Annotated in this window: 3 protein-coding genes; all 3 read left to right on the top strand. The window is 69.4% G+C overall.

Features of this window, described 5'->3' with window-relative positions; translation table 11 throughout:
• Positions 1-190: 190 nt before the first annotated feature.
• Positions 191-697: a hypothetical protein gene (locus tag ACFVWR_RS19060; protein ID WP_387216020.1), complete on the top strand. Its 507-nt coding sequence runs from the start codon at positions 191-193 to the stop codon at positions 695-697.
• Between the two features lie 226 nt (positions 698-923).
• On the top strand, positions 924-1,487 hold the full coding sequence (locus tag ACFVWR_RS19065; RefSeq protein ID WP_387216026.1) for a nuclease-related domain-containing protein: 564 nt from the start codon (positions 924-926) through the stop codon (positions 1,485-1,487).
• A gap of 123 nt (positions 1,488-1,610) precedes the next feature.
• On the top strand, positions 1,611-1,910 hold a 300-nt coding region (locus ACFVWR_RS19070), incomplete at its 3' end, for a DUF6233 domain-containing protein (protein ID WP_387216023.1).

Genomic DNA, 1,910 nt, shown 5'->3' on the forward strand with positions numbered 1-1,910 from the left:
TCCGTATCCCGTGCCCGGCCTGTACCCGCGACGTCCGCATGACGTCGCGGGGCGTCCTCTACAAGCACGGCGGCTGCCCGAAGTCCGGCAAGCCGGTGGGCCGTATCTGGCCCACCCGGCATCACGGACGCCGAGTCCAAACGATCCCCGGCCCCGACACCTGGACCCCCACCACCCTCGAAGGAGCAGCATGACCGAGAAGCCGAACACCCAGTCCGACCACGAAGAACAAGACGTCTGCCGCCCCATGGAGGTGGATGGGGAGACCGTGCGCGTCCGCGGTAGCGGTGAGCTGACCGAGGAAGGCCAGGAGGCGCTGGCCGCCCTGGTACGTGCTGCGAAGGCCAAGTTCGTAGCTGAGGCGCCCGAGCAGGTTGGGGACCTGCAGAACCGTCTACGCCTGGCGCACAAGGCCCGGCGGGCGAAGGAGCACCAGCTGGACGGCATCCGCCGGGCCTTGTGTGATGCCGGGTTCATGGAGGACGACGATGCGTACGGTCACGCTGACCTCGAGGGCGTGGTCCGTTCTGTGGGCGAGGTGGAGAGGAAGGAGATCGTGGCGCTTTGTGCGGAAGTTGCTGCGGCCCGCCAGTTCGCGGGGGAGATGCGGGACTTCTGCTCCCCGCACGGCGTCGCCATCGGCTACGCGGACCGGCTGCTCGAGGCGATGGACCGGGCGAAGGGGGAGCCGGGCTGATGCAGCGAGCGACTGAAGCGACTGTCCGGCCGGCTCCCGCCCGTATGACCGCGTGGGCGCGCCGGTACTTCACGGACCCGCAGGCCTACGCCGCGTACCTGGGTCGGGTCGCCAACCGCACGAGGAAGGGGAGCCGGTGACGGATGCGGGGCGGTCGGCCGGGGTGTGGGCTGCGCGGGAGCGTGCACGGGCCAGGAAGGGCGTACGGCGCCGCGTCCTGGCCTGGATGGGCCTGAACCCTGCGGCGCGTCGTGCGGACGCTTTGACGGCCCGTACAAGGCACGGGACGGAGGGGGAGAAGCGTACGGCCGCGCTACTTGCCCCGCTCGAGGCGGCTGGCTGGCACATATGGCATGACCGGGCGTTACCCCGCTCGAGGGCGAACCTCGACCACGTCCTCGCTTTCCCGGACGGGAAGCAGTTGGTGGTCGTCGACTCGAAGAAGTGGGACTACAGGCTCGAGACCAAGCTTGTGCGGGGCCGGGTGCACTGCGGGAAGCAGGACCGGCACGAGGAGGTCGAGAAGGTCGTCGGGTACGCGGAGCGCGTCGCGAAGGCCGTGGGCCTGCCAGTGGATCGTGTGGATCCGCTCCTCGTCATCCACGGCTCCCGCATCCCCGCAGGTTCCCTTACTGTGCGGATGCCGGACGGGAGGGCCGTGCACGTCCTGCCGGCTGGCTGGCTGATGTCGACGCTCACCGCTGCCGCGCGGAAGAGTCCGCCGGATCCGGAGGCTGCGGCTGCGCTCGCTGCCCGGGTCGACCGGATCCTTCCCCGGTACGTGGAGTAGGACGTACCTTGCATGCACGTCACTGAGGGGGGCACCCGATCGGTGCGGCTCCGTTGCTTCCCCCCAGGGAGCGGCGGGGCCGCTTTTTCTGTTTGTGCAGGTCACACCGCTAGACTCGAACCCATGTCCGATCTTTCGCCGTCTGAACGTCTCGCCAAGCTGGCTGCTCTCGAGGAGTGGCTGGCGTGGCAGCTGGGCGATACCCGGCGGAAGATCCGCGAGACGGAGCAGGCGGTCGAGGAGGAACGCCGGCGTCGGGAGCGGGCGCACGCTGAGCTGAACTTCAAGATCGAGCCGCAGCGTGCGGGCCGTGGGGCCAAGCTCCACCGCGGGGGCTGCCACCTTTACAGGCACGAGATGGGCTACATCACCCGTGACGACGCGCTCATCGCCCTCGACGACGACGGCACGCCCATCGAGGCC

Origin of the sequence: Leifsonia sp. NPDC058292 (genome assembly GCF_042880955.1) — a bacterium.
Taxonomy (GTDB): Bacteria; Actinomycetota; Actinomycetes; order Actinomycetales; family Microbacteriaceae; genus Leifsonia.